Source organism: Streptomyces blattellae (assembly GCF_009709555.1).
GTDB lineage: Bacteria > Actinomycetota > Actinomycetes > Streptomycetales > Streptomycetaceae > Streptomyces > Streptomyces blattellae.
Genome location: NZ_WJBG01000123.1, coordinates 14,668 through 41,606, shown reverse-complemented (window position 1 = coordinate 41,606; position 26,939 = coordinate 14,668). Strand labels below are relative to the sequence as shown.

25 protein-coding genes and 1 pseudogene are annotated in these 26,939 nt (G+C 71.3%); 13 read left to right on the top strand and 13 right to left on the bottom strand.

Annotation, left to right across the window (positions count from 1 at the left end):
* The first annotated feature begins 37 nt into the window (after window positions 1–37).
* From GFH49_RS11110 to GFH49_RS11075, 9 genes are all read left to right on the top strand, one after another.
* The gene (locus GFH49_RS11110) at window positions 38–955 is read left to right on the top strand and encodes a helix-turn-helix domain-containing protein (RefSeq protein WP_155055673.1); all 918 of its coding nucleotides are present in this window, start codon (window positions 38–40) and stop codon (window positions 953–955) included.
* Complete coding sequence (locus tag GFH49_RS40015; protein ID WP_328288272.1) at window positions 909–1,049, top strand: DUF397 domain-containing protein; 141 nt, start codon at window positions 909–911, stop codon at window positions 1,047–1,049. Before GFH49_RS11110 ends, GFH49_RS40015 begins: the two co-directional genes overlap by 47 nt.
* Window positions 1,050–1,330: 281 nt before the next feature.
* Window positions 1,331–2,221 carry a hypothetical protein gene (locus GFH49_RS11105; protein WP_196217932.1) on the top strand — a complete coding sequence of 297 codons (891 nt, stop codon included), beginning with the start codon at window positions 1,331–1,333 and terminating at the stop codon, window positions 2,219–2,221.
* A gap of 79 nt (window positions 2,222–2,300) precedes the next feature.
* Window positions 2,301–2,669, top strand: coding sequence for a hypothetical protein (locus tag GFH49_RS11100; protein ID WP_155055672.1), 369 nt, complete (start codon window positions 2,301–2,303; stop codon window positions 2,667–2,669).
* Complete coding sequence (locus tag GFH49_RS11095; RefSeq protein ID WP_155055671.1) at window positions 2,663–3,001, top strand: type II toxin-antitoxin system PemK/MazF family toxin; 339 nt, start codon at window positions 2,663–2,665, stop codon at window positions 2,999–3,001. Before GFH49_RS11100 ends, GFH49_RS11095 begins: the two co-directional genes overlap by 7 nt.
* Before the next feature lie 415 nt (window positions 3,002–3,416).
* Window positions 3,417–7,745: an nSTAND1 domain-containing NTPase gene (locus GFH49_RS11090; protein ID WP_456243054.1), complete on the top strand. Its 4,329-nt coding sequence runs from the start codon at window positions 3,417–3,419 to the stop codon at window positions 7,743–7,745.
* Window positions 7,746–7,948: 203 nt separating this feature from the next.
* Window positions 7,949–8,581, top strand: coding sequence for a UTRA domain-containing protein (locus GFH49_RS11085; protein WP_408055898.1), 633 nt, complete (start codon window positions 7,949–7,951; stop codon window positions 8,579–8,581).
* An 8-nt stretch (window positions 8,582–8,589) separates the two neighbouring features.
* Window positions 8,590–9,351 (top strand): glycosyltransferase family 2 protein, encoded by a 762-nt coding sequence (locus tag GFH49_RS11080; protein WP_155055668.1) that lies wholly within the window; start codon window positions 8,590–8,592, stop codon window positions 9,349–9,351.
* Window positions 9,352–9,551: 200 nt separating this feature from the next.
* The gene (locus tag GFH49_RS11075) at window positions 9,552–10,475 is read left to right on the top strand and encodes an FkbM family methyltransferase (protein WP_155055667.1); all 924 of its coding nucleotides are present in this window, start codon (window positions 9,552–9,554) and stop codon (window positions 10,473–10,475) included.
* Here the strand turns inward: GFH49_RS11075 and GFH49_RS11070 are convergent.
* Window positions 10,472–10,660: a ferredoxin gene (locus GFH49_RS11070; RefSeq protein WP_155055666.1), complete on the bottom strand. Its 189-nt coding sequence runs from the start codon at window positions 10,658–10,660 to the stop codon at window positions 10,472–10,474. The genes GFH49_RS11075 and GFH49_RS11070 overlap by 4 nt on opposite strands.
* Window positions 10,661–10,732: 72 nt before the next feature.
* Entirely contained in the window at window positions 10,733–11,935 is a 1,203-nt protein-coding gene (locus tag GFH49_RS11065) for an amidohydrolase family protein (RefSeq protein WP_155055665.1), read from the bottom strand.
* Between the two features lie 118 nt (window positions 11,936–12,053).
* Between GFH49_RS11065 and GFH49_RS11060 the strand changes: the two genes are divergently transcribed.
* Window positions 12,054–12,503 (top strand): DoxX family protein, encoded by a 450-nt coding sequence (locus GFH49_RS11060; RefSeq protein ID WP_155055664.1) that lies wholly within the window; start codon window positions 12,054–12,056, stop codon window positions 12,501–12,503.
* Window positions 12,504–12,546: 43 nt separating this feature from the next.
* On the opposite strand, the gene GFH49_RS11055 is transcribed toward GFH49_RS11060, so the two are convergent.
* The 5 genes and pseudogenes from GFH49_RS11055 to GFH49_RS11035 all read right to left on the bottom strand — a co-directional run bounded on the left by GFH49_RS11055 (window position 12,547) and on the right by GFH49_RS11035 (window position 15,126).
* Window positions 12,547–12,690 (bottom strand): hypothetical protein, encoded by a 144-nt coding sequence (locus GFH49_RS11055; RefSeq protein WP_155055663.1) that lies wholly within the window; start codon window positions 12,688–12,690, stop codon window positions 12,547–12,549.
* A 143-nt stretch (window positions 12,691–12,833) separates the two neighbouring features.
* Entirely contained in the window at window positions 12,834–13,145 is a 312-nt protein-coding gene (locus GFH49_RS11050; protein WP_155055662.1) for a hypothetical protein, read from the bottom strand.
* Between the two features lie 70 nt (window positions 13,146–13,215).
* A pseudogene (locus GFH49_RS11045) lies at window positions 13,216–13,401 on the bottom strand (transcriptional regulator); the annotation flags it as partial.
* A gap of 7 nt (window positions 13,402–13,408) precedes the next feature.
* Window positions 13,409–14,113, bottom strand: a complete 705-nt coding sequence (locus GFH49_RS11040; protein ID WP_155055661.1) for a TIGR03943 family putative permease subunit — start codon at window positions 14,111–14,113, stop codon at window positions 13,409–13,411.
* Window positions 14,110–15,126, bottom strand: coding sequence for a permease (locus GFH49_RS11035; protein ID WP_155055660.1), 1,017 nt, complete (start codon window positions 15,124–15,126; stop codon window positions 14,110–14,112). Before GFH49_RS11035 ends, GFH49_RS11040 begins: the two co-directional genes overlap by 4 nt.
* Window positions 15,127–15,334: 208 nt before the next feature.
* Here GFH49_RS11035 and GFH49_RS11030 point away from each other — a divergent pair, with 208 nt between their 5' ends.
* Window positions 15,335–17,218 (top strand): NAD-binding protein, encoded by a 1,884-nt coding sequence (locus GFH49_RS11030; protein WP_155055708.1) that lies wholly within the window; start codon window positions 15,335–15,337, stop codon window positions 17,216–17,218.
* Between the two features lie 671 nt (window positions 17,219–17,889).
* On the opposite strand, the gene GFH49_RS11025 is transcribed toward GFH49_RS11030, so the two are convergent.
* A complete protein-coding gene (locus GFH49_RS11025) occupies window positions 17,890–19,707 on the bottom strand; it encodes a S9 family peptidase (protein ID WP_155055659.1) in 1,818 nt (605 codons plus the stop codon).
* A gap of 133 nt (window positions 19,708–19,840) precedes the next feature.
* Here GFH49_RS11025 and GFH49_RS11020 point away from each other — a divergent pair, with 133 nt between their 5' ends.
* Window positions 19,841–20,632, top strand: coding sequence for an SURF1 family protein (locus tag GFH49_RS11020; RefSeq protein WP_196217931.1), 792 nt, complete (start codon window positions 19,841–19,843; stop codon window positions 20,630–20,632).
* Between the two features lie 62 nt (window positions 20,633–20,694).
* Here GFH49_RS11020 and GFH49_RS11015 read toward each other — a convergent pair whose 3' ends face one another.
* The 4 genes from GFH49_RS11015 to GFH49_RS11000 form a co-directional block, all read right to left on the bottom strand.
* A complete protein-coding gene (locus GFH49_RS11015) occupies window positions 20,695–21,744 on the bottom strand; it encodes a hypothetical protein (protein WP_155055657.1) in 1,050 nt (349 codons plus the stop codon).
* Window positions 21,745–21,839: 95 nt separating this feature from the next.
* On the bottom strand, window positions 21,840–22,505 hold the full coding sequence (locus tag GFH49_RS11010; RefSeq protein WP_408055896.1) for a SigE family RNA polymerase sigma factor: 666 nt from the start codon (window positions 22,503–22,505) through the stop codon (window positions 21,840–21,842).
* Window positions 22,506–22,918: 413 nt separating this feature from the next.
* Window positions 22,919–23,977, bottom strand: coding sequence for an aspartate-semialdehyde dehydrogenase (locus GFH49_RS11005; RefSeq protein ID WP_155055656.1), 1,059 nt, complete (start codon window positions 23,975–23,977; stop codon window positions 22,919–22,921).
* A gap of 112 nt (window positions 23,978–24,089) precedes the next feature.
* Window positions 24,090–25,367, bottom strand: coding sequence for an aspartate kinase (locus GFH49_RS11000; RefSeq protein ID WP_155055655.1), 1,278 nt, complete (start codon window positions 25,365–25,367; stop codon window positions 24,090–24,092).
* Window positions 25,368–25,597: 230 nt separating this feature from the next.
* Between GFH49_RS11000 and GFH49_RS10995 the strand changes: the two genes are divergently transcribed.
* Window positions 25,598–26,332 (top strand): sulfite exporter TauE/SafE family protein, encoded by a 735-nt coding sequence (locus GFH49_RS10995; protein WP_155055654.1) that lies wholly within the window; start codon window positions 25,598–25,600, stop codon window positions 26,330–26,332.
* Between the two features lie 30 nt (window positions 26,333–26,362).
* Here the strand turns inward: GFH49_RS10995 and GFH49_RS10990 are convergent, their stop codons facing one another.
* Window positions 26,363–26,773, bottom strand: coding sequence for an SsgA family sporulation/cell division regulator (locus GFH49_RS10990; protein ID WP_155055653.1), 411 nt, complete (start codon window positions 26,771–26,773; stop codon window positions 26,363–26,365).
* Window positions 26,774–26,939 lie beyond the last annotated feature (166 nt).

The window sequence follows — 26,939 nt, the reverse complement described above, 5'->3', positions numbered from 1 at the left end:
TGACGCTTTGGCCAACGGAATTGATCCCAGTACGTCGATGGCGGCGCTGTTCGGCGCACGGGTGCGACGGCTCCGTTTGGCGGCCGGACTGACCCAGACCGAACTCGGCGCCAGGACGCACGTGGTGGGCACCCGGATCACCCAGATCGAGCGGGCGTCCGGGGCGAAACCGACCCTGGAGCTGGCGCGGGCGCTGGACATGGCGCTCGGTGCGGATGATCTGCTGGTGGAGCTGTGGCCGTACGTGTACCGGGAGGCGTTTCCGGACTGGTCGCGGAAGTTCATGGAGTACTCGGAGCGGGCGGTGGCCATCCGGCAGTACGCGGCGCATGTGGTGCCGGGTCTGTTGCAGACGGAGGATTACGCGCGGGCCGTTCTCAGTCTGGACGCGCTGCTTGACGGCGAAGAACAGTTGGAGGAGCGAGTCGCTGCCCGAATGGGACGGCAGGAGCACTTGAGTTCGGCCGACCGACCGGAGCTGTGCGTGATCCTGGACGAGGCGGTACTGAGGCGCCCTATCGGCAGTCATGCTGTGATGCGGCAGCAGTTGGCTCGACTGCTCGATGTGGCAACGGAACGCCACATCACCGTGCAGGTTCTGCCGTTCGACCAAGGCGGACACGAGGCGATGGGTGGCTCGCTGACAATCCTGACTCTGCCGGACGGATCAGAAGTGGCCTACACGGAAGGCTCGGACTACGGCCAACTCATCGAAGAACCGGCCGACGTCAGTCGCTACAAGGTGATTTACGATCGGCTGCGGGCGGCAGCACTGCCCCCGCTCATGTCGCTCGACATGATCCGGTCCACCATGGAGGACAACTACCGTGGCGCGAATCTCCCGTCCCGATCTGAACGGCGCCGCCTGGCGCAAGAGCAGCTACAGCAATCAGGCGGGGGGCGACTGCGTGGAGGTGGCCGACGGATTCCAGGAGGCCGTCGTCCCGGTCCGTGACAGCAAGGTCCCGCACGGCCCGGCACTGTGCTTCGAAGCCGCCTCCTGGGCCGCCTTCATAGGCGAGTTGAAGGCCGGGAGCCACCGTCACTGAGCCCGCCGGGCTCCGGTCACTGTCCACGCCCCGGGCTCACCGGACCCCTGTCCGCGAGGGCCCGGCAGGCCGCTGACCTCCTGAAAGGACCGGGGGAAAGAACTACCCGCCCACCCGCCCTCCCCGGCCGCAAAGCCCGCGTCACCCGTCCGAGTGACCGGCTTGCAGGCGCGGGACACGGGCGGTTACGTTCGCCGCGACAACCGCACACAGACATCGGCCCCCGGCCGGGACGGCAATCCCGAACGAGGGCCTGACCGATCAGGAAGACCCACTTCCCAATGGCTGAGTCGCAGTCTAACGCGCCCCTGCGCGCCGACGCCGGAGCACCGACCTCCGGCGTGATCCACGTACGCACCCGCCTCACGGCCGACTTCACCGTGATCTCCAACGCCCTCGCCCAGCGGCGCGGCAGCGCGGTCACGGTCGGCGTCGCGGCGTACATCTCCTCCCTGCCCGACGGCTCCGCCGTGACCATCACCGCCCTGTGCGAGCACTTCAGCGAGGGCGAGATCCTGATCTCGCGTGCGCTCAGAGAACTCGAAGAGGCCGGATACCTGGAGCGTCGCCGCGAGCGGACGCCCACCGGGCAGGTCCGTACCCGGACGTACTTCTACGACATCCCCGGCGGCGACCCCGAGTCCGATCCGGACGGCCCGCCCCAGCCTCCCCAACCGCGCCGTCCCCGGAAGCGGCCCGCCGCTACGGCGGCCACGCCCGCAACGGCGGCCGTGCGGGAAACACCGCAGACGCCCGCCCCGGCCGAGACGGAGACGCCGGTCCCGCTCACCGACACCGACCCCCGAGCCATCGCCGTACTCGCCGCCCTGCGCCGGGTCGACCCCCGCCTTGTCCTCACCGAGCAGGAGGCCGCCCGCCTCGCCCCGGCCGTCACCCGGTGGCTCGCGGCAGGCCTTCTGCCCACACAGATCACGGACCACCTCACCGCAGGGCTCCCCGACCACCTGCTGACCCGCCCGGCCGGCATCCTCGCCTACCGGCTCAAGGAGACACCTCTGCCGACCCCGGCGAGAAGCGCAGAACGCCCAGCAGGTCCGGCCGTCGTGCCCCTGCGCAACTGCGACGGCTGCGACCGGGGATTCCGCTCGGCGGAGCACAGCCGCTGCCGGGACTGCCGACAGCGCGAGCAGCGCCTCTCCGACGCCGCCTGAGCCAGCCTTGACCAGCTAGGAAACAAGAATGACACTGGTTGTACGACATTTGTCATACACGATGAGGGGGGAGGCAGGAATGGCCCCGAAGACCGAACGACAGAAGAACCGCGCCTCAGGTGCCACACCCAGAAGGCGCACTTCGACCGCGGCCCGGACCTCACAACCGCGCCAGAAGCAGGGCGGCAGCGGTGCTACAAGCGTGGCCCAGGTGCGGTTGCGTCCGGATGAGCTGGCGGATCTGCAACAGGTGATGCAGACCCTGAAGCTGCATTCGCTCTCCGATGCCTTGCGTGAAGGGCTTCGGCTGCTCTCTCGCGAGGCGACCGAGGTGGCGGCATCTCAGGAGATCCGCGACTTCTACCAGGGCGCTCAGGCCCCGACTCCCGCAGGCGTCCTGCCCGCGACCGTGGATGAGCTGGCGGCAGCGGACGAGACAGGGTGGTGAAGGCCGGTTCCGCCCTGCGGGGCGAAGTGTGGGGGTGCGCCCTCCCCAGCCCTCTCGGCCCGCATCCAGTGGTCGTTCTCACGGTGAACCGCATCGCCGAACCGCTGTCGGCGCTCACTGTTGCCGTGATCACCGGAACATCCGGCCCTACCTCGACCCACGTACCGATCGGGCCTGACTGCGGGGTGACCAAGTACGACGAGTCGTACGTGAACTGCACCGACCTGCACACCGTGGACAAGCCAAGGCTTCGGAGGCGTCTCGGCCTGCTGGATCCGAGCGAGATGAGGCGTGTGGAAGAGTGCGTTCGCGTGATCCTGGGCCTGGCGTAGCCGTCGAACATCGCCAGTACGCGGCGGACGCGGTCCATGTGCCGCACCCGCTCGGGGCGTGGCCTGTTTCGCGGCGTCGTCCGGAACCGGTCCCTCCCCTCGTGGGGACCGGTTCCGGACGACGCGCGAAGCCCCGGTCCGCGCTGTTGCGGCGCGGACCCGTCCGGTGATTTACGTCTCAAGCCGGCCGAGAACGAACGCGTCATGGGCTGCTGCCCCTCCGAGCACTGGGCTGGGTGGCCTGCCCGGCATGACGGCGTGTGGTCGTTCGCTGCTGTGTCGTGATCCTGCCATCCGATGGCTGGAACGCGGAGGGTCCGGTGTCCGGTTCGGCCCTTCACCGCAGGTCAGCCGTATAAGGTGAGTTTTCCGGTCCGGATGTCCGGCTGCGGGGGAAGTAAGGGAGAGGTAAGGGGTGGAGGCCTTGAGTTCCGACTCAGGGGCGCGCACAGCCTTCGCGGAGCGCCTCGCGCTGCTGTACCGGGAGGCCGGCAACCCTCCCCTCAAGCGCGTGGCCGAGGCGGTCGTACAGCTGCAGCGGGTCGATGAGCGAGGGCGGCCCGTACGGGTGTCCGCGCAGCGGATCAGTGACTGGCGGCGGGCGAAGAACGTGCCTGCCCAGTTCGCCGCTCTGGCTGCCGTGCTGCACATCCTCATCCCGCAGGCGCGGCGCGCGCGGCCCACACCGGTGTCGCCCGGCCTGTACGACCTGGCTCAGTGGCAGCGCATCTGGGAGCAGGCGGTGGCCGATCCCATCGGCGAGCGGGCCGCCGTCGCCGCGGAAGGGGACGGGGATGGGGAAGGGAAAGAGGAGAGGCGGTCCGCGGGCGATGCCCCGGCCGTACCCGGTGGGGTGTGTCCGTACCGGGGGCTCGCTTCCTATCGGCAGCAGGACGCCCCATGGTTCTTCGGCCGGGAGCGCAGCACCGACGCCCTCATGGCGCAGCTCCGTGCGGCGGAGAAGACCGGCGGTCTGGTCATGCTCGTGGGCGCCTCGGGTGCGGGCAAGTCCTCCCTGCTGAACGCCGGTCTGGTGCCTGCGCTGGAGCAGCAGGGGCGTGAGGTGGTGCAGTTCGTACCGGGCGCCCGCCCGCTCGCCGGGCTGACCGGACGGATCCCCGGACTCGCGTCCCTCCTCTCCATCCCGGCAGCGGACACTCCGGGAGCGGACAACCTGGGAGCGGATGACTCCGGAGCGGACAACCCCGGGGCAGACAACCCGGGAGTAGACAAGTCGGGCGCGGACAACCCGGGACCGGACCACCCGGAACCGGACCACCCGGGAGTGGACACCCAGGAAGCGGGCACCCAGGAAGCGGGCACCCAGGAAGCGGGCACTCCAGCAGCGGACACTCCAGCAGCGGACACTCCAGCAGCGGACACTCCAGAAGCGGAAGCCCCGACCGCGGACACCCCGGCCGACGCTCAGGCCGTACGAGAAGCCGTCGCCTCATGGGCGGCGCGGCCCTCCTCCCCCGCCCGCCCCGTCGTCATCGTCGACCAATTTGAGGAAACGTTCACCCTCTGCTCCGACGAGGCGGACCGGCGTGCGTTCATCCAGCTTCTGCACGCCGCCTGCACCCCCGCCCCCGACGGCCTCGCCTCCGACCACCCCGCCCCCGACCACCCCGCCTCCGACGACCCCGCCCCCGTCCTCGTGGTCCTCGGCATACGCGCCGACTTCTACGAGCAGTGCCTCGCCCATCCCGAGCTGGCCGACGCGCTGCAGCACCGGCACATGGTGCTCGGGCCGCTGACCACGGCCGAGTTGCGCGAGGCGGTGACCGGTCCCGCCAAGGCCGTGGGCCTGGAACTGGAACCGGGCCTTGCCGAGCTGATCGTCCGGGAGGTGAGCGCCGACGGCCCCCGCGGTGGGGGTGCCTCCCACGCCTTCCGGGCTGTGGGGGAGCACGACGCCGGTGTGCTGCCGCTGCTCTCCCACGCCCTGCTCGCCACCTGGCAGCGGCGCAAGGCCGGCCGGCTGACGCTGGCCGGCTACCGGGCGGCGGGCGGTATCCAGGGAGCGGTGGCGGCGACCGCCGAGCGGGCCTGGTCAGGGCTGGACCCGGCGGCACGTACGGCCGCGCGGCTGCTGCTGCTCAGGCTGGTCCGGCTGGGCGAGGACACCCAGGCCACCCGCCGCCGGGGCTCGCGGCGGCAGCTCGCCCAGGAGTCCTGCGACCCCGGCAAGACGGAGGAGTCGCTGGAAGCCCTGGTCCGGGCCCGGCTGGTGACGCTCGACGCGGAGAGCGTGGAGATCACCCATGAGGCGCTGCTGCATGCCTGGCCGCGGCTGCGCGCCTGGATCGACGAGGGCCGCAGCGACCATCTGCTGCGCCAGCGGCTGGAGGAGGACAGCAGATCCTGGGAGGGCTCGAACCGCGATACGGCGCTGCTCTACCGGGGTTCCCGGCTTGAGCAGGCCCACAACTGGGCCAAGTCCGCCGGGGACACCTTCCTGACCCGCAGCGCGGTGGAGTTCCTGGCCGCGTCGGTCCGGCTGCGCAGGCGCGTGGTGTGGATCAGCCGCGGTGCGGTCGCGGCGCTGGTCGTCCTGGCGGTCGTGGCCGCCGGTGCGGCGGTGGTCGCGATGCAGCAGCGGGACGACGCGGTGTTCGCGCAGGTGCTGGCCGAGTCCGATCGCGTCCGGTCCACGGATCCGTCGCTGTCCGCGCAGCTGGGCCTGGTGGCGCACCGGCTGCGGCCGGACGACGCGGACGCCGGCAACCGGCTGATCTCGATCGTCAACGCACCGCTGGCCACACCGCTGGCCGGCCACACCGGTGCCGTCTACCTCACGACGTTCAGCCCGGACGGCCGGCTCCTGGCCTCCGCCAGCTACGACCGGACCGTACGCCTGTGGGACGTGTCGGACCCGACCCGGCCCAAGGCGCTGGGCAGACCCCTGACCGGGCACACGAGCTGGGTGAGCAGCGCGGTCTTCAGCCCCGACGGCAAGACCCTGGCCAGCGCGGGGGACGACGGCACGGTCCGGCTGTGGGACGTGCGCGATCCGGGTCGTCCGCGCGCGCTCGGCACACCGTTGACCGGCCACGACGGCACGATCTACCTGGTCGCCTTCAGCCCGGACGGGCGCACGCTGGCCACCGCCGACGAGGAGCGGAACGTACGACTGTGGGATGTGCGTGACGTGCGGCGGCCGACGAAGCTCGCCACCCTGACCGGCCACACCGCGCCCGTGCGCTCGGTGGCGTTCAGCCCCGACGGGCGGACGCTGGCGGCGGGCGGCGACGACAACACGGTCACGCTGTGGGACATGGCCGATCCAGGCCGTCCGCATCGGATCGGTGCGCCGCTGACCGGCCACACCGACACCGTGCACTCCGTGGCCTTCAGCCCCGACGGGCACACGCTCGCCAGCGGCAGCTCGGACAACACCGTCCGGCTGTGGGACATCACCGACCCCAGCCGCGCGACCGCGCTCGGCCCGCCGCTGACCGGGCACACCGGTCCCATCTGGTCCGTGGCCTTCAGCCCCGACGGCGGCATGCTCGCCGCCGGCAGCGCGGACAGCACGGCCAGTCTGTGGAACGTCCGCAATCCGGCGTACCCGTCGCAGGTCGGCATGCCGCTCGCGGGCAGCAGCGGGGAGATGTACGCCATCGGCTTCAGCCCCGACGGCCGCACCCTCGCCACCGGCACCGGCGACAGCAGGATCCGGCTGTGGTCGATCCCGAGGTCGGACATGATCGGCCGTATCGGGGCGTTCCGCCGGGACGGGAAGGTCCTGGCCACCGGCAGCGGCGACAGCAAGATCCGGCTGTGGAGCGTGGCGGCTCCCGGGCGGCCCGTGGCGCTGGGCAAGCCGTTCACGACCGGGGAGCGGGACATCCGGCTGCTGGCGTTCTCGCCCGACGGCCGCACCCTCGCCGTCCTGACGGGCGTCCGCAACACGGTGCAGCTGTGGAACGTCACCGACCCGGCCCACCCCGTCGCGTACGGCAAGCCGGTCCTGCTGAACACGCGGTACTCGGGCGCCGACTCGCTCGCCTTCAGCCACGACGGCCGCACCCTCGCCGGCGCCTACGACGACCGCACCATCCAACTGTGGGACGCCACCGACCCGGCCCGCCTCGTCCCCCTCGGCAAGCCGCTGACCGGTCACAAGGGGTACGTCAACGCCCTCGCCTTCAGCCCCGACGGCCGCACTCTCGCCAGCGGCAGCGCCGACCTCACGATCCGGCTGTGGAACGTCACCGACCCGGGCCACGCGACCCCGCTGGGCACACCGCTCACCGGGCACCTCGGCCCCGTCAACACCCTCGTCTACAGCCCGGACGGCCGCACCCTGGCCAGCGGCAGCGACGACAGCACGGTCCGGCTGTGGAACGTCACCGAACCCGACAGCGCGACCCCGCTGGGCCGTCCGCTCGCGGGCCACACCGAGGCGCTGGTGTCGCTCACCTTCAGCCACGACGGCCGCACCCTGGCCAGCGGCGGCAACGACAACACGGTCCGGCTGTGGAACGTCACCGAACCCGCCGACGCCAGGCCCATCGGCCAGTCGATGAGCCCCAACGCCAAGACGGGCAACTTCCTGTCATTCAGCCCGGTCGGCCACATGCTCGGGGTGTCGAGCGGCTCCGACACCGTACGGCTGTGGAACCTGGACGTCGACGACGCGATCAGCCGTATCTGCTCGGCCACCCGGGGCGTTCTGACCCGGCAGAAATGGCAGGAGTACCTGCCCCGTCTGTCGTACGAGCCGCCGTGCCGCCAGTGATCCCGATCACAACGCCGCAGTGTGGCTGAGGAGTCTCCTCCCACAGCACTCGCAGCCTTGTTAGCCTTGGCCATAGCCCGATCGCTGGTGCATCCCCCGTCGCCAGCGGTCGGGTCTTTTCACGCGGACGCTTCCCGTGCGGACGTTTCCGGGAGTCTTACGCTGAGGCTGTGCCGAAAGCGTACGAAGAGATCCACGAAGAGATCCACGAAGAGAACTACGGAGAGATCACGGACGGCGGGTCCCTCCGCCACCCGCGCCCCCGCGCCGTCCGCGACAACGCGCGGCACCAGTGGGAGAAGGACCGCGCCCGCCGTCCGCTGCCCACGCGGGCCGGGACCGGCGCCACGGAACACGACACCGGCCTGAACTCCCGCGACCTCGTCTTCTACGCCAGGTACCGCAGGATCAAGGCACCGAAGGACCTCGCGGACGCGTTCGGCGTCCCGGCGGGAGCCCTGCTCCTGGAGCGGACGTACCGCACCCGCTGCACGACCGGGACGGCCCCGTTCAGCCTGGTGACCTCCTACCTGGTCCACGACCTGATCGCGGCCAACCCCGACATCCTGGACGACGGCAACGAACCCTGGCCCGGCGGCACCCAGCACCAGCTCTCCACGGTCGGCATCGAGGTGGACCGCATCGAGGAACGCTTCACCGCCCGTCCGCCGACCCCGGACGAGGCGAGAGAGCTGGAGCTGCCGCCCGGTACGGCGGTGATCCTGCTGCGCAAGACGTCGTACGACATCCAGGACCGCGTCGTGGACATCACCGACGTCACCCTGCCCGGCGACCGCACGGAACTCGTCTTCACCACGCCCCTGGAAAGGTGGTGAGCGCTGCCGTGAGCCGGCGCGTCGTCATCGTCACGGCCGTGCACGCGCCCTCGGCCGTCTTCCTGGCGGACGCCCACGCGTCGCTGTGCGCACAGGAGTTGCCAGCCGGCTGGGAGTGGCACTGGGTGATCCAGGAGGACGGCACGACCGACGCCGTCGCCCCGTACGTCCCCGACGACGACCGCGTGACCTTCCGCCAGGGACGCCCCGGCGGCCCCGGCGTCGCCCGCACCCTCGCCCTCGCGCACGCCGACGGCGACTACGTGAAGATCCTCGACGCCGACGACCAGCTCACTCCCGGCGCACTCGCCCGCGACGTGGCGGCGCTGGAGGCCGACCCCACGATCGGCTGGGCGACGTCGCGGGCGCTGGACCTGCTGCCGGACGGCTCGACGCTCGGTTTCCCCGGCGATCCCGGCCACGGCCCCGTCGAGCGCGGGACCGTACTGGACTTCTGGAAGGCGAACGACTTCCGCGCCCAGGTCCATCCGGCGACGCTGTGCGTACGCCGGGATCTGCTGCTGGCGCTCGGCGGCTGGATGGCCCTGCCCGCGTCCGAGGACACCGGGCTGCTGCTCGCCCTCGGCGCCGTGAGCCGTGGCTGGTTCTCCGCGGAGGTGGGGCTGCTGTACCGCAAGTGGGAGGGCCAGGTCACCGGCCAGGCGCCGCATGCCGATCCGGCCGAGCGGGCGGCACGGACGGCGGTGGTGGAGGCGAGGGCACGGGCGCTGGCGGAGTTGCGGTGGAGCCATCCGGTCGCCGCCGGCTGAGACGGCCGTTCTACGTGCTGCGGTTCCCCCTTCAGCCGTTCCCCCTTCAGCCGTTCCCCCTTCAGCCGTTCCCCCTTCAGCCGTTCCACCTTCGCGGCGGCGGTCTCGGCCCGGCGCCCGGCCTCACGCATGCGGCGTTCGGCACGTCGTGGATACAGTTGATCACCCAATGAGAGCCGTACCCGCACCGGAGGCGCGCGATGAGTACCGGCATCACCGAGGCCCTGATCACCCTGGGCCGCCGGTATGTGCGCGACGCCCCGGTGCCGCTGGGCAAAGCCCCGCTGGCCGCGCGGTACCTCAACTCCCACCTGCGTGATCAACCGAGGCGCCGGGTCACGGAAACCCTCTTCGGCGCCCGGTTCGCGGTCGACACACAGGACCTCATCCAGCGCTACGTCTATCTGTTCGGCGTGTGGGAGCCGCACATGACGGCCTGGCTCCGCACCCGGCTGCGCCCGGGCGACACCTTCGTCGACGTCGGCGCCAACGTGGGCTACTTCGCGGTCCTCGGCTCCCGGCTCGTCGGCGAGCGGGGCCGGGTCGTGGCCGTGGAGGCGTCCCCCGCCTTCCACGACAGGATGCGGCAGCAGCTCGCGCTCAACGGCTGCACCAACGTCCGTACCGTGAACGCCGCGGTCTCCGACGGCCACCAGACGCTTACGTTCGTCCTGGCCAGCTCCCGCAACATGGGCGCGAACTCGATCGTCCCGTACGACGGCCCGGCCGAGTCCACCTTCGAGGCCGAGGCCCGGCCGCTGGCCGAACTCCTCACCCCGGACGACCTCGACCGGGCCCGCGTGATCAAGATCGATGTCGAGGGGGCGGAGGGCAGCGTCGTACGAGGCCTGGCTCCCGTCCTCGACCGGCTCCGGGACGACGTGGAGATCGCGGTGGAGGTCACTCCGGCACGGATGGCCCAACTCGGCGACTCTGTAGAGGAGTTGCTGGAGACGATGCGCGGCCACGGCTTCCACACGTACCGGCTCCCCAACAGCTACAAGCCGGAGAGCTACCCGCACGCCCTGCGCAACCCCTCCCCGCCGGTGCGCTGGCGGGGGCCGGTCGTCGGCGAGACCGAGCTGGTCTTCTCACGCGTCGACGCCGAGGAGCTCTCCCGTTAATCGGTGATGGTGATGGCCTGCGACGGACACCCCTCGGCCGCTTCCCGGACCCGCGGATCGTCGCCGGTGTCCTCGCGGCCCGGTATGACGGCGCCGAAGCCGCCCTCCGTGGTGAAGACGGAGGGCACCCGGTAGACGCAGTCGCCGGAGCCGTAACAGCGGTCGGGGTCGACGGAGACCTTCATGCCCCTTTCCGTTCCCGCCGGACGACCCCGTGAACCGACCCCATGAACCGGGCCCGTGAACCGGGCCCGTCGCTACCGGTCGAAGGGCAGGTCCAGCATCCGGATGGCGTTGCCCCGCAGCAGCTTGTAGGTCACCGCCTCGGAGAGGCCGGCGACGTGCTCGGCGGCCACCTTCTTCGTCTCCGGCCAGGTCGAGTCGACGTGCGGGTAGTCCGTCTCAAAGGTCGCGTTGTCCACGCCGACGGTCTCGATGGCCTCGATACCGTGCCGGTCGCGGAAGAAGCAGCAGAAGATCTGCCGGTAGTAGTACGTCGACGGCGGCTCCGGAATCAGGTCCTTGACGCCGCCCCACGCCCGGTGCTCCTCCCACACGTCGTCCGCGCGCTCCAGGGCGTACGGGATCCAGCCCATCTGCCCTTCGCTGTACGCGAGTTTGAGCCGCGGGAACTTCACCAGCACACCGCTGAACAGGAAGTCCATCATCGACGCCATGGCGTTGTTGAAGCTGAGGGAGGCCTGGACGGCGGGGGGAGCGTCGGGAGACGCGGCCGGCATCTGCGAGGACGACCCGATGTGCATGTTGACCACGGTGCCGGTCTCCTCGCAGACCGCGAAGAAGGGGTCCCAGTAGCCGGAGTGGATGGAGGGCAGCCCGAGATAGGTCGGGATCTCGCTGAAGGTGACCGCGCGGACGCCGCGGGCGGCATTGCGCCGGATCTCGGCGACGGCGAGGCCGACGTCCCACAGGGGGATGAGGCACAGCGGGATCAGCCGTCCCCCGCTGTCCCCGCACCACTCCTCGACCATCCAGTCGTTGTAGGCGCGGACGCACGCGAGGCCGACTTCCTTGTCCTTGGCCTCGGCGAAGGTCTGCCCGCAGAAGCGGGGGAAGGTCGGGAAGCAGAGCGAGGCCTCGACATGGTTGAGGTCCATGTCCTCCAGCCGGGCCCTGGGATCCCAGCAGCCGCGCCGCATCTGCTCCCGCGTGATCCCGTCGAGCGTCATCTCGTCCCGGGAGAAGCCGACGGCCGCGATGATGCGCTTGTACGGGAACAGCTCGCCCTCGTACTCCCACCAGTCGGTGATCTGGCCGTCCGGGTCCGTCGTGAACCGGTACTTTCCGCCGACGTACGCGAGTTCGCCGATACCGGCGGTGAAGGGCTTCGGCCCCTTGTCCCGGTGCTTGGCCGGGAGCCACGTCTCGAAGAGGTGCGCGGGCTCGATCACGTGATCGTCCACGCTGATGACCTTGGGCAGATCCCTGGTATCGCTCACGCTGTACCCCTAATCTGACGAACCATCAGATTCAGAGGTTAGGGCAGCCTTCGCGCGGCAGCAAGGGAACGTAGGGAACGGCCGCACGGGAACCGGCGCCCTCCCCGGGGAGGTCCATATGCAGAGCATCTGGCTGAGCGGTGCCGAGTGGCTCGCCGTCCTCCGTATCGGCCTCGGCCTGTGGTGGCTGGAGAGCTGGCGGCACAAGGACAAGCGGGACTGGTTCGCCGGCGGCGGCATCCGATGGGCGGCCGGCATCGCGGAGAAACACCGGTGGAGCTTCGTCCGGCTGGGCTTCGACCGCGTCGTCGGCCCCCGCCCACGCCTCATGGCCTACGTCGTCGCCTACGCGGAACTGGCCCTCGGCCTCGGCCTCATCGCCGGCTTCCTGACCCCGATCGCCCTCGTCGCGGGCCTCGTCCTCAACCTGATCTACCTCACCCTGATGATCCACGACTGGGCCGAGCAGGGCCAGAACCTCATGATGGCGCTGATCTCCCTGGTCACGCTGTTCGCGATGGGGTGGCAGTCGTGGTCGGTGGACGGGGCGCTGGGGATCTTCGGGTAGGCGGTGCGGGTGATGGAGCCGTCTCAGGCAGCGCGTGCGCGCGCTACAGCAGGCGGATGCCGGTGAGCGGGACGTTCCATTCGTTTCGCTCGACGTGGCCATGGCCGTCCTGAGCCACGGCCGGAACCACGAGCAGCATCAGCCCGGCGAGGGCAACGGCCAAGACAGCGCGGACACGACGCTCCACGATTCCTCCTCGACGACGACGGTGCCGCCCACCCTGCTCCGAGCAGCCGCCCCCGCCCACCCGGACACGCCGCCGAGTTCGTGGGTTCAGCCGCTCGGTGGCGGCATCCCTCTCGCCGCACTTGCTCCGGGGCCCGGGGTTGCTCAGGCTGCGCGGTCGATGGCAGCGCGTACGTCGTCTTCCCAACCCAGGTCAGCCGCCCACCGGAGCGCCTCCTTGGCAATCACGATCTTGCCCTCTGTGCGCTGGACCTTATGGCCACCGACACCGGCCTGAACGAGGAACTTCCTCAGCTTGGCGTCGTGTCCCTGGGCGTAGGTACTTTGGGTCGTACTCGTGCACTCGGTGGTGATGCGCTCGGAGGTCATATCGCCCTCGTCGTTGCCGTGAAGGGGAACCAGGAACGAGTAACTCGCGCAGGCACACGGCCTGTTGGTGGTTGTCGGCGTCGTCATGGGCGACAGGGTAAGGCAGGCCGGGCAAGCCTGGCCTCGGGCGCACGGCGCTCGGAAGCGCACGTGCGCCTCAACGCGAGTTCAGCGCGCGGCGGGCAGCGTTGACGACGCTGTGGGCGTCGGCCCCGTGCACCGCCGACTCGCGCGGGGTGGCCCAGACCTTCGAGTACAAGGCGATGTTGCCGGCGTCGTCCAGCCACAGTTCGGCGTGCCAGTCCTCGGCGACCACCAGGCGGTCATCAAAAACCCAGAACCCCCGTCCGTCAGGAGTTCCAGGTCTCGTCGTACGGGTCCCGCGGCTCAGCCACCGGCCGGGCCTCGGTGACCTCGATGAACGGGATCGGGCCGTCGTTGACCGGGTCGTGGGTGCGGCGGGCGGTGTAGGTGCCGGTGACCTCCAGCCAGGTGTCCGGTTGCAGCACCGGCGGGATGTGTCCGGTCAGGCCGACCTTGACCGGCTGGGCGTCCGCCGCGCAGCAGTTGAGGGTCATGCGGACGAGGTAGGGCGTGCCGTCGCGGTCCAGCGCGACGAAGCCGGTGATCTTCAGCTGCCGGTCGCGGAGGGAGCGGCCGTCGTCGTAGACCGCGCGGCCCGCGTAGTCGGCGAGGGCCAGGCGCAGGGGACCGCTCTCCGGCAACTTCGTGAATCCGTACGGCTCTTGCAGGGCCGTCCCCGTGCGGACGGCGCTGTACGAGCCGAGGGCCGGCGGCGCGACCAGGATCAGGGCGAGGACGGGGACGGCCAGCAACCAGGAGACGCGCGGTTCCCGATGCCCGGCGTGTCCGCCGGGGCCGCGCCGCTCGTACCACACCGTCGCCAGCGCCGCCGCGATCAGCACCGCGCCGGACAGCAGCAGCAGCGGACGCAGGCCCGCCTTGACGTACCGCAGGTACAGGTCGGTCAGGCCCGCGTGCAGCAGGGTCGCGCCGAGCAGGAAGAGCACGGCCGCCTGGGCCTGCCGGTTCACAGCAGCACCGCCCCGGTCAGCACCGACACCGGCACCGCCAGCGCGAAGGTGGCGGGCGCGAAGCGCAGGGCGAAGTCGCGGCCGAACGTGCCCGCCTGCATCGCGAACAGCTTCAGGTCCACCATGGGCCCGACCACCAGGAACGCCAGCCGGGCCGTGAGCGAGAACTGCGTCAGCGAGGCCGCCACGAACGCGTCGGCCTCCGAGCAGATCGACAGCAGGACGGCGAGCGCGGCGAGGGCCAGCACGGCGACCACGGGGTTGTCGGCCGCCGTGCGCAGCCAGGTCTCCGGCACCACGGCCTTCAGCGTCGCGGCGGCAATCGCGCCGAGCACCAGAAAGCCACCGGCGTGCATCACGTCATGCCGGACCGACCCCCAGAACGCCGCGCCCCTGCCCTGGCCGTCGTACGACGAACGGGCCGGTGGGCGCAGCCAGTCGGTGCGGCCGAGGCGCAGCCACAACCAGCCCATCGCGCACGCCACGAGCAGACTCGCGACGAGACGGGCGGGGACCATCTCGGGGTTGTCGGGGAAGGCCACGGCCGTCGCGGTCAGGACGATCGGGTTGACCGCCGGTGCGGAGAGCAGGAACGCCAGCGCCGCGGCCGGAGTCACCCCGCGGCGGATGAGCGCGCCCGCCACCGGCACCGACGCGCACTCGCACCCCGGCAGCACCGCGCCCGCCGCTCCGGCCACCGGCACCGCGAGCGCGGGGCGCCCCGGCAGGGCGCGGGCGAAGAACGACGGCGGCACGAACACCGCGATCGCCGCCGACAGCAGCACCCCGAGCACCAGGAAGGGCAGCGCCTGTACGACGACGGCGACGAACACCGTCGTCCAGGTCTGCATCACCGGGGCGCCCAGCATCCGCCGGATCGGGCCCTGCGCCAGCACGGCCAGCACCAGCACCGTGATCAGCACGAGCGGGGAGTCGAGGCGCCTGCCCTGCGGTTCCTCCGGTCCCGCGCTCGACGCGGCACCCTGTGTCGGGGGCGACTTGGTGACGGCCACGGGCGGGGTACCTCCGGTGCTCCGGTGCGAGGGGGCGCGATCTTCGGGGCGCTGGTCTTCGAAGCGCTGATCTCCTCCCCTCCAGTACGGCCGAACAGCCCCGGGTGTTCAACCAGTTGCTGGAACCACGGGTCTCGTTGAGGCAGTCTTTTCCCTCGTGGGGAGCAGCGTTCCGAATCAGGGGCAGCCGGGCGGCACGTCCGCGCACATGGTGGTGTGCGGCGACGACGGCCTCGCGCACCGGCTCGCCGCCGAACTGCGCGGGGTGTACGGCGAGCAGGTCACCCTCGTCGTACCGCCCTCGGTGACCACCGCGCGGCCACCGGTGGTCGGGCGGGCGCGAGCGGCTTCGGCGGCGCTGCTGGACCGGATGGTCAGCGCGGCGGTGAGCCGGGCCAATGGGAACCCCGGTGGCAACGAGCGGCTCGTGGAGGCGCCCGAGATCACCGAGGCCGTGCTCGCCGACGCGGGTGTGGACCGGGCCGCCGCGCTGGCGCTCGTCTACGACGACGACGAAACCAACATCCGCGCCGCCCTCACCGCCCGCCGGATCAACCCCCGGCTGCGGCTCGTGCTGCGGCTCTACAACCGGCGTCTGGGGCAGCACATCGAGGAACTGCTCGACCAGGCGGCCGCGTTGGCGACCGGGATCGACGACATCGGCGCCGACGCGTCCACGACCGTGCTGTCCGACGCCGACACGGCCGCACCGGCGCTGGCCGCCACCGCGCTCGCCGGGACCAGCAAGGTGGTCCAGACGGACGGGCTGCTGCTGCGGGCGGTCGAGCGGCAGCCGTGGCGGGGGCGGATCGCCGATCCGGGGCTGGCCACGCTGGCACTGCTGTCGCCCACGGACAGCGATTCGGAAAGCAGCGACGAGCAGGGGCCACAACTGCTGCCCGACGACGCGGCGGTCCAGGCCGCCGCCGGGCGCGGGGCCGTGGTCCTGGAGCAGGTGTCGTACTCGGGTCCGTCGCTGCCGGCCGGGCGCGCGGGCGGTGTCCTGCCGGCCTTCGCGTCGCTGTTCTCGCGGCGGTTGCGGTGGTCGCTGGCGGGCCTGGTGGGGTGTGTGCTGGCGCTCGCGGTCGCGCTGACGGTGGTCACCGACGAGCATCCGCTGTACGCGACCTACGAGACCCTGCTCGATCTCTTCGCCATCAACGAACCCGCCCTGCACCAGTCCCTCGGCCGGCAGATCCTGCAACTGCTGTCCGGGTTGCTGGGGTTGCTGCTGCTGCCGGTGCTGCTGGCCGCCGTGCTGGAGGCGCTGGGCACCTTCCGCAGCGCCTCGGCCCTGCGCAAGCCGCCGCGCGGGCTCGGCGGGCATGTCGTACTGCTCGGCCTCGGCAAGATCGGCACCCGGGTGCTGACCCGGCTGCACGAACTCAGCATCCCGGTGGTGTGCGTCGAGGCCGACCCGGAGGCGCGGGGCGTTGCGACCGCGCGACGGCTTCGGGTGCCGGTGATCCTCGGGGACGTCACCCAGGAGGGCGTCCTGGAGTCCGCCAAGATCCACCGCGCGAGCGCGCTCCTCGCGGTGACCAGCTCGGACACGACCAACCTGGAGGCCGTGCTGTACGGTCGTTCCGTACGGCCCGACCTGCGCGTCGTACTGCGCCTGTACGACGACGACTTCGCGACCGCCGTCTACCGCACCCTGCGCGCCGCCCACCCGAACGCCTCCACCCGCAGCCGCAGCGTGACGCACCTGGCCGCGCCCTCCTTCGCCGGCGCGATGATGGGGCGGCAGATCCTGGGGGCGATCCCGGTCGAGCGGCACGTGCTGCTGTTCGCGGCGGTGGACGTGGGCGGGCATCCGCAGCTGGAGGGCAAGACGGTCGCCGAGGCGTTCCGGCCGGGGGCGTGGCGGGTGCTGGCGCTGGACACGACGACGCCCGACGAACGCCAGCCCGATCTGGCCCTCCCGCCGTCGCCGGGGAACGACGACGGGGACGTACGGCCGTCAGGGCTCGTGTGGGACCTGCACGAGGGCTATGTGCTCCGGGCCGAGGACAGGGTGGTGCTGGCGGCGACGCGCAGGGGGCTGGCGGAGCTGCTGGGGCGGCGGAACCGGGAGCGGGCGGGAGCGTAAGCGCTCTGCGGCTCAGCCGGCGACGGCGACCAGCCGCGGCTGCTTCGCGACCGTCCCGCCGCTGTTGCTGGCCGCGCGCCGGGACACCCTCGTCGTGCGTGGCCGCCGCGCCGTCCACCGCGGGCTCCACGACGGCGGCGTCGGCGGCTGCGCACGCGCGGCATCATGGTCCCGGGGACCGTCACACCACGGGAACGCTCGACGGACCCCGACGGACCCCGACGGACCCCGACGGACTCCGACGGACTCCGACGGACTCCGACGGACGACGTTGGCGTTCGTGGTCGCGTGCAGCGACCCCGCGGTGTCGGCATCGCGAGCTCCCACCGACCCCACGGTGTCGGCATCGCCAGTTCCCACCGACCCCCGCCATGCCGGCATCGCCAGTTCCCACCGACCCCACGGTGTCGGCATCGCCAGTTCCCACCGACCCCCGCCATGCCGGCATCGCCAGTTCCCACCGACCCCCGCCATGCCGGCATCGCCAGTTCCCACCGCGGCCCCGGGGTGTCGGGCCCGGCCCGCCCCTGGGTCGGCGGATCCCCGTCCTGTTCGTGCCGGGCAAGCCCGACGCGCGCCGCGCGGGCACCGGTGCGCGGAGGGATCTGGACGGAACGGCGGGGTCGTGGTCGTGCGGCGGCAACCGCTCTCGACCCCGCCGTCCCCCTGGGTCAGCCCTTGAGGTGCCGCTGGGCGAAGTCCAGTTCCAGCCGCACCTGTTTGATCCGCTCGTCGACCACCAGTGAGCCGTGACCCGCGTCGTAGCGGTACACCTCGTGGACGGCACCGCGGGTTTCGAGGCGCTTGACGTAGTTGTCGATCTGGCGGATGGGGCAGCGTGGGTCGTTGACGCCCGCGGAGATGTAGACGGGGGCCTTGACCTGGTCGACGTAGGTGATCGGTGAGGATGCCTCGAAGCGCTCGGGGACCTCTTCGGGGGTGCCGCCGAGGAGGGTGCGGTCCATGGCCTTCAGGGCTTCCATCTCGTCGTGGTAGGCCGTGACGTAGTCGGCGACCGGGACCGCGGCGAGGCCCAGCGTCCAGGCGTCGGGCTGGGTGCCGAGGCCGAGGAGGGTGAGGTAGCCGCCCCAGGAGCCGCCGGTGAGGATCAGCCGGTCGGGGTCGGCAAGGCCCGAGGCGACCGCCCATTCACGGACCGCCGCGATGTCCTCCAGCTCGATCAGGCCGACCCGGTGTTTGAGCGCGTCGGTCCATGCGCGCCCGTACCCGGTGGAGCCGCGGTAGTTGATCCGCACGACCGCGTACCCGTGGTCGACCCAGGCGGCCGGGCCGGCGGCGAAGGAGTCGCTGTCGTGCCAGGTCGGGCCGCCGTGGATGTCGAAGACGGTGGGGAGCGGGCCGGCCGCGCCCGCCGGTTTCTGGATCAGGGCGTGGATACGGCCTCCCGGCCCTTCCACCCACACGTCCTCCACCGGCACCGACCCCGGCGACCGCATGCCGGGCGGGTCCAGGACGACACCGCCCGACGTGGAGCGCACGGTGGACGGCTCGGCGGCCGAGGACCACAGGAACTCCACGGTGCCGTCCGGACGGGCGGTCGCCCCGGAGACGGAGCCCGCCGGGGTGGGGACCCGCTCCAGCGCGCGGGACGCCAGGTCGTACCGGAACAACTCACTGCGGGCCTCGAAGCTGTGCGCGATGAGCAGCGCGGAGCCGTCCGGATACCACTCGGCGCTCATGTCACCGGGCAGATCAAGCGCCAGATCGGTCTCCACGCCGCTCGCCACGTCCCACACCAGCGGCTCCCAGCGACCGCGCCGCTGATGCCCGATGAGCAGCCGCGTGTCCCCGTCGACCGGCGCGAAGCCCAGCGCCTCAAGGCCCAGCTCGACGGTGCCGCCCTTGGTGTCGTCGAGCTCGGCGACCGCCGAGCCGTCCGGGCGCACCACCCGCAGCGCCGAGTGCATCGCGTCGCCGTGCTCGGTGTGCTCGACGGCGATCAGCGAGCCGTCGTGCGAGAGGTCGCCGACGCCCGCCGACTCACGGTGCCGGTAGATCTCCACCGGGTCCTCGCCGACGCGCGCGAGATGGATCGTCGTACCGTCCTCGTCGGTGGAGCGGCCCACGACCGCCGTACTCCCGTCCCGGCCGAGGGCCAGGCCCGCCGGATAGGACGGCTCCAGGCCGGGGACGGCGGTCTCGTCCGCTCCCCCGCCGAACGGCTGGCTCCGCCAGACGCCGAACTCGTCGCCGTCCTTGTCGTCGAACCACCAGATCCACGCGCCGTCCGGGGAGAGCACGCCGTCCGTCGTGCCGTTCGGCCGGTCGGTGACCTGGCGCTGTTCGCCCGTCGAACGGTCCCAGGCGTACAACTCGTACGTCCCCGTCGCGTTCGACACGAACAGGGAACGGTCCGGTGCGTCCTCCGCCCAGTCGGGCAGCGACACCCGGGGCGCCCGGAAGCGCTTCTCCCAGTCCGGCATGTCTTCTTTCCGCTCCGGAGAGTCGGACCCGTTGCTCTCAGTCATGGACCCATACTGCCCGCTTCCGGTGACAATCCGCTGGCCAGCTCCCCAGCCTGTGGATAACTCCACGATGGCTCCACCTCAGGTGCCGACCCCGCGGGCCTGTCCGGCGCAGCCGCCCCGTACCGTTGACGGCGTGTACCGGTTCCTGCTGACCCCCCGCTGGTGGGGAATCAACGTCTTCGTGCTGCTCGCCATCCCCTTCTGCGTCTTCATGGGGTCATGGCAGCTGAGCCGGTTCGAGGAGCGGGTGGACAGCCAGCAGGCCGCGGAGGAGAAGGCCGCCTCGGACCGGCACCAGGCGGCCCGTCCGCTGGCCGAGTTGCTGCCCGTGGACAAGGAGACCTCCGGCGAGCAGGTCACCGCGACCGGGCGCTACGGCAAGCAACTGCTGGTGCCGGACCGGGAGCTGGACGACCGGCGCGGCTTCTACGTACTGACGCTGCTGCGCACCGACGAGGGCCGGGCGCTGCCCGTCGTACGGGGCTGGCTGCCGGGTGACGCCGACGCCGCCGAGGCGCCCGCCGCGCCCTCCGGCGAGGTCACCGTCACCGGCGCGCTCCAGGCGTCGGAGACGCCCGGGGACAACGGGGTCAGCGCGCGGGGCGGGCTGCCGGCCGGGCAGACCGCGGCGATCAGCGCGGCCTCGCTGGTGAACCTGGTGCCGTACGACGTGTACGACGCCTGGATCACCCTCAACACCGCGGACGCCGGGATGAAGGCGGTGCCGGCGGCCGCCGCGCAGGACACCGGGCTGGACCTGAAGGCCTTCCAGAACCTCGGCTACACCGGGGAGTGGTTCGTCTTCGCCGGGTTCGTGGTCTTCATGTGGTTCCGGCTGCTGCGCCGCGAGGTGGAGTTCGTACGGGACGCGCGGCTGGGACTGGTGGAGGCGGAGGCGGAGCAGCGCGTGAGCGCTCCGCTGTGAGCGCCGCGATGGGCCGTCGGTCGTCTGCGGCGCCGTCGTGGCCGGTCGCACAGTTCTGCGCGCTACGACGCTGACAGCATCCCCGTCCAGTACACCGTCCCCGCGCACGCTCCCGACACGGTCGCCGAGGCCGTGGGGGCGGCGGGCTCCGCCGTGTACGACACGACCACGCTGCCGTCCGCCGTGCCGTCCTCCGTCAGCAGCTGGGTCGAGGTGCCGGAGTCGGTGCCGGTGGTCGTCCCCGAGGTCGTGCCGCTGCTGTCGGTCGTGTTCGTCGGGTCGGGCGTCGGTTCGCCCGTGCTGCCACCGCTGCTGTCGCCCGAGGACGGGCAGGTTTCCGAGGGCACCCAGGCGAACTTGACCTCGTACGCCGCGCCGGGCTTCAGGAGCAGCTCGGTGGTCTCCAGGGACGGATCGGGCAGAGCAGCCGCTTCGTCCCCGGCGACATGCCGCTGGGTGGAGATCTTGGTGGGGTCGGCGGCGCCCTGCGGGGTCGTGACGACCGTGCCGGGACCGGTGACCGTGCAGTCGGTGGTGGAGATGTTGGTGACGCGGAAGGTGCCGTAGACCGCGCCGACGGTGTCGGCGGCCTCGGTGACCGGGGTGGCGGTGCCGAGCTGCGCGGCGGTGCACAGGGGCGTGCCCACCGAGGTCGTGGCGGAGGGGTCGGCGCCCGTGGTGGCGCCGGTCGAACCGGCCCCGGTGCCGTCGCCCTTCTCGTCCTCCTTCTTGCCGCCGCTCTCACCCTTGTCCGCGGAGGTGCCGCCGGTGGAGCCGGAGGCGCTCTCCGCGCCGTCCGGGCCCTTGCCCTGCCCCGCGCCGCCCTGAGCCTGGGACGCGAGGCCGGCGTTGGAGGTGTTGGCCGCGGAGCCGGTGGACTTGGAGACATGGACCACGGCCGGGACCGCGGTGCCCAGGAACAGGGCGGCCGCGGCCATGCCGACGAGGGCCTGGCGCTTGCGGGCCCGCCGTGCGGGCACCGCCCGCCGCAGATGGTCGAGCGCGCCGTCGCGCGGCTCCATCTCCTGGACCGCGTCGTGCAGCATCCTGCGCAGTACCAGCTCGTCCGAGTCGAGCCCGGGGAGGCTCTGGTCGTCGGGGCCGTGGTTCACAGTTCCGTTCCCAGCGTGCGATTGCTTCGGCTCGTGTGTGTCGGCCGACTCTGTCGGCTCGTGCCACTCATAGGGCTCGTGCGACTTTCCGTCCGTCATGCCGGTGCCTCCATGGCGACCCGCAGCGCCGCGATGCCGCGCGAGCCGTAGGCCTTGACGGAGCCCAGCGATATGCCGAGCGTCTCGGCGACCTGTGCCTCGGTCATGTCGGCGAAGTAGCGCAGGACGAGGACCTCGCGCTGCCGGCGCTGGAGCCCCTTCATCGCCTTGATCAGCGAGTCCCGCTCCAGCTGGTCGTACGCGCCCTCCTCGGCGCTCGCCATGTCCGGCATCGGCTTCGACAGCAGCTTCAGGCCGAGGATGCGGCGGCGCAGGGCGGAACGGGAGAGGTTCACGACCGTCTGCCGCAGATACGCGAGGGTCTTCTCCGGGTCGCGGACGCGTTTGCGCGCCGAGTGGACCCGGATGAACGCCTCCTGGACCACGTCCTCGCAGGAGGCGGTGTCGTCGAGGAGGAGCGCCGCGAGCCCCAGCAGCGAGCGGTAGTGGGCGCGGTAGGTCTCGGTGAGGTGGTCGACGGTGGTGCCGGCGGCTGCTTCGGTGTCGTCCGCGCCGTCACGCGGGCTGGGTATGCGGGCGGGCCGCGCTGCGGGCATGGGCGCGATCACCGGCATGCCGCCGGGCGCACCGGGCATGCGGGGTCCGCGGGGACGCAGGGCTGTGCCGTGCGTCGCCGCGGTGAAGTCGAGTACCTCTGCCACGCCAGTTGGACACGCGTCCCCCCATGAGGGTTGTACGTGCCGGGCGTCTCGTTCACGCCAGGCGCCGTTGCCTCCCCAGGCAGCACAGCTGAAGGTGCCTCACAAGCCCTCATTCGCCCCGCTCTTCCCGTATGTCCCATATAAACCGAGCGTCCCCGCGCTCGGTTCACGGCGTCCCCACGCCGACCACATCGCGTCTCCACGCCCCACGAAAGCGCTACCGCAAAGACGCTCCCCGCCCTCCGCGCGGTTGCGGAGGGCGGGGAGGAAATCCTGGAACGCCGAAGGGACCCGGTACAAGTGGCCCGGACCATCATCCGGCTCACATGTCGCACACGAATTCTACAAACGCTTTCCGCCAGGTCATGGCCATTTTCCTGTGAGCGGACGAACTCACCTGCGGGCGGACGGACTCAACGGAACTCCGCCGCCACCAGCTCGGCGATCTGCGCGGTGTTGAGCGCGGCGCCCTTGCGCAGGTTGTCCCCGCACACGAAGAGTTCGAGCGCCGTGGGGTCGTCCAGCGCCCGGCGCACCCGCCCCACCCAGGTCGGGTCGGTGCCGACCACATCGGCGGGCGTGGGGAACTCCCCCGCGGCCGGGTTGTCGAAGAGCACGACACCGGGCGCCGTGGCCAGGATCTCGCGGGCGCCCTCGACGCTGACCCCGCCCTCGAAACGGGCGTGCACGGTCAGGGCGTGCGTGGTGACCACCGGCACCCGCACGCACGTCACGGCGACGGGCAGCCGCGGCAGTCCGAGGATCTTGCGGGACTCGTCCCGCACCTTCATCTCCTCCGACGACCAGCCGTCCTCGCGCAGGGACCCGGCCCACGGTACGACGTTCAGCGCGACCGGCTCCGGGAACGGCCCGGTGTCGTCGCCGACGGCCCGCCGCACATCACCGGGGCTGGTCCCCAGCTCCGTACCCGCCACCAGGGACAGCTGCCGGCGCAGTGTCGCGACGCCGGCCCGCCCGGCCCCGCTGACGGCCTGGTACGACGACACCACCAGCTCGCGCAGCCCGAACTCGGCGTGCAGCGCGCCCAGGGCGACGATCATCGACAGGGTCGTGCAGTTGGGGTTGGCGATGATCCCGCGGGGCCGGACGCGTGCCGCGTGCGGATTGACCTCGGGCACGACGAGCGGCACATCGGGGTCCATCCGGAAGGCGCCCGAATTGTCCACCACCACGGCGCCCTTGGCGACGGCGACGGGCGCCCACTGCGCCGCGACCTCGTCCGGTACGTCGAACATCGCGACGTCGACGCCGTCGAAGGCCTCCTCGGCGAGCGCCACCACCTCGACCTCCTCGCCGCGCACGGACAGCTTGCGGCCGGCCGAGCGGGGCGAGGCGATCAGACGGATCTCGCCCCAGATGTCCGCGTGCTGGGACAGGATCTGGAGCATGACCGTGCCGACGGCTCCGGTCGCTCCCACGACCGCGAGCGTGGGCCCAGCCGCTGCCGTCACCTTTCCGCCTGCCGCTCGACGCCCGGCACGCACTCCCCCGGAGGCAGGACCCCCGGCCGCGTCGCCGGAGTGCCCTCCGGGCGGACGGCGGGAAGCCGGCGGCAGGGGCTCGTCATCGCCCGGTGCCTCCGTAGACGACGGCCTCGTCGCTGTCGGAGTCGAGTCCGAAGGCGCTGTGCACGGCGGTGACGGCCTCCTTGACGTCGTCGGCGCGGGTGACCACCGAGATGCGGATCTCGGAGGTCGAGATCAGTTCGATGTTCACGCCGGCGTCGGACAGGGCGGTGAAGAAGTCGGCCGTGACACCGGGGTTCGTCTTCATACCCGCGCCGACCAGCGAGATCTTCCCGATCTGGTCGTCGTAGCGCAGCGACTCGTAGCCGATGCCGTGCTTGTTCTTCTCCAGGGCGTCGATGGCCTTGCGGCCCTCGGCCTTGGGGAGGGTGAACGAGATGTCCGTCAGGCCGGTGGAGGCCGCGGACACGTTCTGCACGATCATGTCGATGTTGATCTCGGCGTCGGAGATCGTACGGAAGATCGCGGCGGCCTCGCCCGGCTTGTCCGGCACGCCGACGACCGTGATCTTGGCCTCGGAGGTGTCGTGCGCGACACCGGAGATGATGGCCTGCTCCACCTTCTTGTCCCCTTGCGTAATCGGCTCACTGCTGACCCAGGTGCCCGTCAGTCCGCTGAAGCTGGACCGGACGTGGATCGGGATGTTGTAGCGGCGGGCGTACTCCACACAGCGGTGGAGCAGCACCTTGGACCCGGAGGACGCCAGTTCGAGCATGTCCTCGAAGGAGATCCAGTCGATCTTCCGGGCCTTCTTCACCACGCGCGGGTCGGCGGTGAACACGCCGTCGACATCGGTGTAGATCTCGCAGACCTCGGCGTCGAGGGCGGCGGCGAGGGCGACGGCCGTCGTGTCGGACCCACCGCGCCCCAGCGTGGTGATGTCCTTCTTGTCCTGGGAGACACCCTGGAACCCGGCGACGATGGCGATGTTGCCCTCGTCCAGCGCGGTCCTGATCCGGCCGGGCGTGACGTCGATGATCCGGGCTTTGTTGTGGACCGAGTCGGTGATGACGCCTGCCTGGCTGCCGGTGAACGACTGGGCTTCGTGCCCCAGGTTTTTGATCGCCATGGCCAGCAGTGCCATGGAGATCCGCTCTCCGGCGGTCAGCAGCATGTCGAACTCACGCCCGGCAGGCATCGGGGATACCTCTTGGGCGAGATCGATCAGCTCGTCCGTCGTGTCGCCCATCGCGGAAACGACGACGACCACCTGATGGCCGTTCTTCTTCGCTTCCACGATCCGCTTGGCGACGCGCTTGATGCCCTCGGCATCGGCTACGGAGGAGCCTCCGTACTTCTGCACGACAAGGCCCACGTGCGCTCCTCGCTCAGTCCGTGTATGTCGGCTCAGTTTACCGAGCGTCCGATATTCCCCTCCCGAATACCGCATGGTGAGATACCCGGCGCTCGTTCTCGGACTGCACATGCCCGGCATACGGCTGAGGCACGCGGAAAAGTGCCACGGGTCACAAGAGCCCCCGGTGAAACGTCCCGCCCCTCCCGAACCCTTGGTGCGGCGCACTGCCCCGAGGCAGGATCCCGTCCATGGCAGCTGCTCTCCTGCTGGGCGCGGTCGTGTCGCTCGCCTCCTGTGTCCAGTGGCTCACCGGTATGGGGTTCGCGCTGGTCGCCGTGCCCGCGATGGTGCTGCTGCTCGGGCCGGGTGAGGGAGTCGCCCTGGTCAACTGTGCGGCCGGGGTCATCAGTGTCGTGGGACTGGCCGCCGGATGGCGGCAGGTGCGGCCGGGGGCGATGCTGCCGTTGTGTGTCGCGGCCGTGTGCGCCGTGCCCGCGGGGACCTGGCTCACCCGTCGGCTTCCCGAGGCCGCACTGATGGCGGTCATGGGCGGGCTGGTGACCGCCGCCGTCCTGCTGGTCATGCGGGGCGCCCGGGTGGCCGCGCTGCGGGGCACCGGAGGGGCGGTCACGGCCGGTGCGGTGGGCGGGTTCATGAACTCTGCGGCCGGGGTGGGCGGGCCGCCGTTCTCCCTGTACGCGGTCAACGCGGGGTGGGCCGTACGGGACTTCGTCCCCAATGCCTTGTTCTACGGTGTCGTCGTCAACGCGTTCTCCGTGGCCGCGAACGGGGTGCCTCGGCTGGACCGGGCGCAGTGGACCGTCCTGGCGGTCGCGATGGCCGCCGGTGCGCTCGCCGGGCGGGGACTCGCCGGGCGGGTACCGGAGCAGCGGGTCCGGTCCCTCGTACTGCTACTGGCCCTGGCGGGCGGGCTCGGGGCGGTGGGGAGGGGCCTGTGGGCTTATTGGGGTGGTCTTCGGTAGCGCGCCCGGTGACGGTCGGCCGAATGGAGATCAGACCCCGCCCAGCAGTGAGGCGATGCCCTCGTCGACGGCCGTTCCCAGGTCCTCGCCGGCCGGCTCGACCACGGCGTACGAGCGGAGCAGGAAACGGCGCAGGACACCCGGGTCGAACCAGACCATCGCCACGCCCTCCAGCGCGTGCAACTCGACGACCGTACGGAACGGTCCGCACGGCCATATGTGCACACTGCCGATCCCGGCGGCCGTGCCCAGCCCCTCCTCCAGCAGGGAGCGGGCGAAGGTCCAGGTCACCGCTTCGCCGCTGAGCGAGACATGGTCCGGGAAGTCGAGGTGCACGGCGAAGGGGTCGGCCGAGGTGTAGCGGAGGGTCACCGGGACCGGGAGCTCTCGGCCGGTGGTGATCAGGCGGGCGTGGACGGGGAGTTCCAGGGTGACATCCATGGTCGGACTCCGATTCGGGTGAGGCGGGGGCGGCCCATGTTCTTGTTCCATGTTTTTGTTGAAAGTTCTCGTACCTAGGCTGACACACCTGTCCCCGCCGGGAGCGCAGCACACGCAGCCCCCTCCGTTCCCGGAGAGGGCTGCGAGGACTGAACCCGTGGTGGGC

Coding starts and splice junctions, on each gene's coding strand:
- GFH49_RS11110 (WP_155055673.1), top strand. CDS start 38: ATGGCGGCGCTGTTCGGCGCACGGGTGCGACGGCTCCGTTTGGCGGCC.
- GFH49_RS11105 (WP_196217932.1), top strand. CDS start 1,331: ATGGCTGAGTCGCAGTCTAACGCGCCCCTGCGCGCCGACGCCGGAGCA.
- GFH49_RS11100 (WP_155055672.1), top strand. CDS start 2,301: ATGGCCCCGAAGACCGAACGACAGAAGAACCGCGCCTCAGGTGCCACA.
- GFH49_RS11075 (WP_155055667.1), top strand. CDS start 9,552: ATGAGTACCGGCATCACCGAGGCCCTGATCACCCTGGGCCGCCGGTAT.
- GFH49_RS11070 (WP_155055666.1), bottom strand. CDS start 10,660: ATGAAGGTCTCCGTCGACCCCGACCGCTGTTACGGCTCCGGCGACTGC.
- GFH49_RS11060 (WP_155055664.1), top strand. CDS start 12,054: ATGCAGAGCATCTGGCTGAGCGGTGCCGAGTGGCTCGCCGTCCTCCGT.
- GFH49_RS11050 (WP_155055662.1), bottom strand. CDS start 13,145: ATGACGACGCCGACAACCACCAACAGGCCGTGTGCCTGCGCGAGTTAC.
- GFH49_RS11030 (WP_155055708.1), top strand. CDS start 15,335: ATGGTGGTGTGCGGCGACGACGGCCTCGCGCACCGGCTCGCCGCCGAA.
- GFH49_RS11025 (WP_155055659.1), bottom strand. CDS start 19,707: ATGACTGAGAGCAACGGGTCCGACTCTCCGGAGCGGAAAGAAGACATG.
- GFH49_RS10995 (WP_155055654.1), top strand. CDS start 25,598: ATGGCAGCTGCTCTCCTGCTGGGCGCGGTCGTGTCGCTCGCCTCCTGT.
- GFH49_RS10990 (WP_155055653.1), bottom strand. CDS start 26,773: ATGGATGTCACCCTGGAACTCCCCGTCCACGCCCGCCTGATCACCACC.